Origin of the sequence: Streptomyces sp. NPDC093801, from assembly GCF_040701585.1 — a bacterium.
Classification (GTDB): Bacteria; Actinomycetota; Actinomycetes; order Streptomycetales; family Streptomycetaceae; genus Streptomyces.
The window spans coordinates 1-5,714 of the sequence record NZ_JBFBDP010000088.1; the positions used below are offsets into that span (position 1 = coordinate 1).

General features: G+C 75.3%; 1 protein-coding gene. It reads left to right on the forward strand.

All coding sequences use genetic code 11. From position 1 onward, the window contains the following. The coding region (locus AB0469_RS40810) for an SDR family NAD(P)-dependent oxidoreductase (RefSeq protein WP_366456676.1) at positions 1-5,714 on the forward strand (5,714 nt) is incomplete at both ends.

Sequence of the window (5,714 nt, forward strand, 5' to 3'; positions counted from 1 at the left end):
AGCGGTTGCTGTTGGAGACGTCGTGGGAGGTGTTGGAGCGGGCGGGGATCCCGGCGTCCTCGCTGCGGGGCTCACGCACCGGCGTCTTCGTCGGCGCCATGTCGCAGGAGTACGGCCCCCGGCTGTACGAGCCCGCACAGGGTTACGAGGGCTACCTGCTGACCGGCAACACCGCCAGCGTCATGTCCGGCCGCATCTCGTACGCGCTGGGTCTGGAAGGTCCGGCGGTGACGGTGGACACCGCGTGCTCCTCCTCCCTGGTGGCCCTCCACCTGGCCGCGCAGTCCCTGCGCACGGGTGAATGCGACGTCGCCCTGGCGGGCGGCGTCGCGGTGATGGCCGCGCCCGGCCTGTTCGTGGAGTTCTCGCAGCAGCGCGGTCTGGCCGCCGACGGCCGGTGCAAGGCGTTCGCGGACGCGGCGGACGGCACGGGCTGGGCCGAGGGCGTGGGCATGCTCCTCGTGGAGCGGTTGTCGGACGCGGTGGCGAAGGGCCATCGGGTGCTGGCGGTGGTGCGGGGTTCGGCGGTGAACCAGGACGGTGCCTCGAACGGTCTGACGGCGCCGAACGGGCCCTCGCAGCAGCGGGTGATCCGGGCCGCGCTGGAGAGCGCCGGTCTGGGTGTCGCCGATGTGGACGTGGTGGAGGCGCACGGGACGGGTACGAAGCTGGGCGACCCGATCGAGGCGCAGGCGCTGCTGGCGACCTATGGTCAGCGTTCCGCCGAACGGCCTTTGTGGCTGGGGTCGTTGAAGTCGAACATCGGGCACGCTCAGGCGGCCGCCGGTGTGGGTGGTGTCATCAAGATGGTGATGGCGCTGGAACACGGCCGGCTCCCGAAGACCCTGCACGTGGACGCGCCGTCCTCGCGGGTGGACTGGGAGGACGGCGCCGTCGAGCTGCTGACGGAGGCGCGGGACTGGCCCGAGGTGGGGCGTGCGCGGCGTGCGGGTGTCTCTTCGTTCGGGGTGTCCGGGACGAACGCGCACGTGATCCTGGAGCAGGCTCCGGAGCAGGTCGAGGCCCCGGCCGAGGCGGTGCGGGAGCTGCCCGTGGTCCCGCTGGTGCTCACCGCCCGGTCCGAGACCGCCCTCCAGGCACAGATCGAGCGGCTCCCCGAGGACGTCCGGTCGCTGGACCTCGGGTACTCCCTCGTCACGACGCGGTCGGTGTTCGAGCACCGGCGGGTCGCGGTGGGTTCGGCCGTGGTCGAGGGCGTCGCGTCCTCGCGGGGACGGACGGCTCTGGTGTTCCCGGGTCAGGGGACGCAGTGGGTGGGGATGGGCGCGGGGCTCCTGGAGTCCTCTCCCGTCTTCGCGGCCCGGATGCGGGAGTGTGCCGACGCGTTGGCCCCGTTCGTCGACTTCGATGCGGTGGAGGTGGTGCGGGAGGGCGGTTCTCTGGACCGGGTGGACGTGGTCCAGCCGGTGACCTGGGCCGTCATGGTCTCCCTCGCGGAGACGTGGCGTTCCCTGGGCGTCGTTCCGGATGCGGTGGTCGGGCATTCGCAGGGTGAGATCGCTGCTGCGACGGTGGCGGGTGCGTTGTCGTTGGAGGATGCCGCCCGGGTGGTGGCGTTGCGTGCGGCTGTGATCGGGCGTGAGCTGGCGGGGCTGGGCGGGATGGCTTCCCTTCCGTTGCCGCTGGCCGAGGTCGAGGGGCGGCTGAGCGGCTGGACGGGTCGGCTGGGTGTGGCTGCGGTGAACGGGCCGTCCAGCACGGTCGTCGCCGGTGACGCGGATGCCGTGGCGGCGTTCGTGGCGGAGGCGCAGGCGGAGGGGATCCGGGCGCGTCAGGTGCCGGTGGACTACGCCTCGCACTCGGCGCACGTGGAGCGCATCGAAGCCGAGCTGCTGGAGGTGTTGGGGCCGATCGTTCCGCGCCGGCCGGAGGTTCCCTTCTACTCCACGGTCACCGCTGAGCTGGTCGACACGGCCGCGCTCGACGCCGCGTACTGGTACCGCAACCTGCGCCGGCCGGTGCGCTTCGAGGAGACCGTCCGCGCCCTGCTCGCCAAGGGTTTCGCCACCTTCGTGGAGTCCAGCGCCCACCCCGTGCTGGTCATGGGCGTCCAGGAGACGAGCCCCGAGGTCCTCGCCGTCGGTTCGCTGCGCCGCGAGGAGGGCGGTCTGGAGCGGTTCCTGACCTCCGCCGCCGAGCTGTTCGTGCGCGGGACCGGCATCGACTGGGCTGCCCTCTTCGAGGGGACCGGCGCACACCGCGTCGAGCTGCCGACGTACGCCTTCCAGCGCGAGCACCACTGGCTGGAGCCCTCCGCCCCCTCAGCCGCCCCGGCCGCCGGGCCGGACGGGATCGACGGGTGGCGCTACCGCACCACCTGGAAGGGGCTGGGCGGCAGTGGGTCCGCCGCGCGGCTCGACGGGCGGTGGCTGCTGGTGGTCCCCGCCGGGACGGACACCGCCCTCGCCGACGCGGCCGAGGCCGCGCTCGTCCGCCGGGGGGCCGACACCGAGCGGCTCACCGTCGACGCGGACGCCGCCACCCGGAGCGGACTCGCCGAGGCACTCGCCGTGCACGAGGACCTGGGCGGAGTCCTCTCCCTCCTCTCTCTCGTCCGTACGCCCAGTGCCCTGCCCGCCACCCTCGCCCTCGTCCAGGCAGCCGGGGACGCCGGCACCGACGCCCCGGTCTGGGCGCTGACCCGCGCCGCGGTCGCCGCCGCGCCCGGGGAGCTGCCCGAGGACTTCGGGGCGCAGGTCTGGGCGTTCGCCCGGGTTGCCGCCCTCGAACTGCCCCACCTGTGGGGCGGCGTCGTCGACCTGCCCGCGCAGGCCGACGCCCGCGCCTTCGACCGCGTCGCCGACGCCCTCGCCCAGGGCGGCCGTCCCGGTGCCGAGGACCAGATCGCCGTACGTCCCTCCGGCTCCTACGCCCGCCGTGTCGCGCGGGCCCTGCCGCCCACCGCCCCGGCCGGCGGCGGCCGCTGGCGGGCCCGCGGGACCGTCCTGGTCACTGGCGGCACCGGCGCCCTCGGCGCGCACGTCGCCCGCTGGCTCGCCCGCAACGGCGCCGGGCACCTCGTCCTCACCAGCCGCCGCGGCCCCGGCGCGCCCGGCGCCGACGCGCTGGCCGCCGAACTGCGCGGCCTGGGCGCCGAGGTGACCGTCGCCGCCTGCGACGTCTCCGACCGGGACGCGCTCGCCGCCCTCCTGGACGCCCACCCGCCCACCGCCGTCTTCCACACCGCCGGCGTCCTCAACGACGGCGTCATCGCCGCGCTCGACGCCGACCGCTTCCGGGAGATCCGCGCCCCCAAGGCCGACGCGGCCCGTCACCTGCACGAGCTCACCCGCGCCCGGGGCCTGGACCTGGACGCCTTCGTCCTCTTCTCCTCCGTCACCGGCACCTGGGGCAACGGCGGCCAGGCCGCCTACGCCGCGGCCAACGCCTCCCTCGACGTCCTCGCCGAACGGCGCCGCGCCGAGGGCCTGCCCGCCACCTCCCTCGCCTGGGGCCTGTGGGGCGGCGGCGGCATGGCCGAAGGCGCCGGAGAGGAGAGCCTCGGCCGCCGGGGCATCAGGGCCATGGACCCCGACGGAGGCATCGAAGCCCTCCACCGGGCGCTGGACCATGCCGACGTCTGCCTCACCGTCATCGACGTCGACTGGGCGGAGTTCGCCCCCCGTACGGCCGCCCTGCGCCCCGGGCCCGTCTTCGACACCGTGCCCGAGGCCCGCCGCGCGCTGGAGGCCGGCCGGCAGCGGACGGCGGCGGACGCCGGACCCGCCGACGGGCTCGCCGGGCGGCTCGCCGCCCTGCCCGACGCCGAGCGCACCCGGCTCCTCGTCCAGCTGGTCCGCACCGAGGCCGCCGCCGTGCTGCGGCACCCGGGGACCGACGCCGTCCGGCCCGACCGGGCGTTCAAGGACTCCGGGTTCGACTCCCTCACCGCCCTGGAGCTGCGCAACCGCCTGGTCCGGGCCACCGGCCTGAGCCTGGCCGCCACCGTCGTCTTCGACCGGCCCAACCCGGCCGTCCTCGCCGAGCACCTGCTGGACCAGCTGCTCGGCGAGCGGGACGGTACGTCCGCCGCCCCGGCCGCCGTGCCGGCCGCTCCGGTACCGGCTCCGGACGAGGACCCCGTCGTCATCGTCGGCATGGCCTGCCGCTTCCCCGGCGACGCCGACACCCCCGAGGCGCTCTGGGACCTCGTCATGGACGAGCGCGACGTCATCGGCGCCGCCCCCACCGACCGCGGCTGGAACCTCGACGAGGTGTACGAGCCGGACGCGGAGGCCGGCCGGCGCGGTACGACGTACGTCCGCGAAGGCGGCTTCCTGCACGGGGCCGCCGGGTTCGACGCCGACTTCTTCGGCATCTCCCCCCGCGAGGCCCTCGTCATGGACCCGCAGCAGCGCCTCCTCCTGGAGACCTCCTGGGAGGCCGTGGAGCGCGCCGGCATCGACCCGCGCTCGCTGCGCGGCAGCCGGACCGGTGTCTACGCGGGCCTCACCCACCAGGAGTACGCCTCCCGGCTGCACGAGGCCTCCGAGGAACACGAGGGGTACCTGCTCACCGGCAAGTCCGCCAGCGTGGTCTCCGGCCGCATCTCGTACGTGCTCGGCCTGGAGGGTCCGTCGGTCTCCGTCGACACCGCCTGCTCGTCCTCCCTGGTCGCCCTGCACCTCGCCGCACAGGCCGTACGGGCCGGGGAATGCGACCTGGCCCTTGCGGGCGGTGTCACCGTCATGGCCGCGCCCGGCCTGTTCGTGGAGTTCTCCCGCCAGCGCGGACTGGCCGCAGACGGCCGCAGCAAGGCGTTCGCGGACGCGGCCGACGGCACCAGCTGGGGCGAGGGCGCGGGCATGCTCCTCGTCGAGCGTCTTTCCGCCGCCCGCCGCCACGGACATCCGGTGCTCGCCGTCATCCGCGGCGACGCCGTCAACCAGGACGGCGCCAGCAACGGCCTCACCGCCCCCAACGGCCCCTCCCAGGAACGGGTCATCAGCCAGGCGCTGGCCAACGCCGGGCTGGGCACCGCGGACGTGGACGTGGTCGAGGCGCACGGTACGGGCACCCGGCTCGGTGACCCGATCGAGGCCCGGGCGCTGCTCGCGACGTACGGGCAGCGGCCGGCCGGACGGCCGTTGTGGCTGGGCTCGCTCAAGGCCAACGTCGGGCACCCGCAGGCGGCCGCCGGGGTGGGCGGCGTCATCAAGATGGTCAAGGCGCTGGAGCACGGCAAGCTGCCCCGGACCCTGCACGTGGACGCGCCGTCCTCGCAGGTCGACTGGGCGGCGGGCGCCGTCGAGCTGCTGACCGAGACCCGCGACTGGCCCGAAGTGGGCCGGGTCCGGCGGGCCGGCGTCTCGGCCTTCGGCGTGTCCGGGACGAACGCGCACGTCATCCTGGAGCAGGCCCCGGAGCCGGCCGAGGAGACCGCCGCCCCCGGCACACCGCGCGAACTCCCGGTGGTCCCGCTGGTGCTCTCGGCGAAGTCGGCGCCCGCCCTGCGGGAGCAAGCTGACCGGCTCCGCGGCGGCCTGGAGGGGCTGCGCACGCTCGACGCCGGATTCACCCTGGCCGTGGCCCGGTCGGTGTTCGAGCACCGACGGGTCACCCTGGGCGCCGTCACCGTCGAGGGCGTCGCGGCTGACGCCGGGCGGGTGGCTCTGGTGTTCCCGGGTCAGGGGACGCAGTGGGTGGGGATGGGTGCGGGGCTGCTGGAGTCCTCGCCGGTGTTCGCCGCGCGG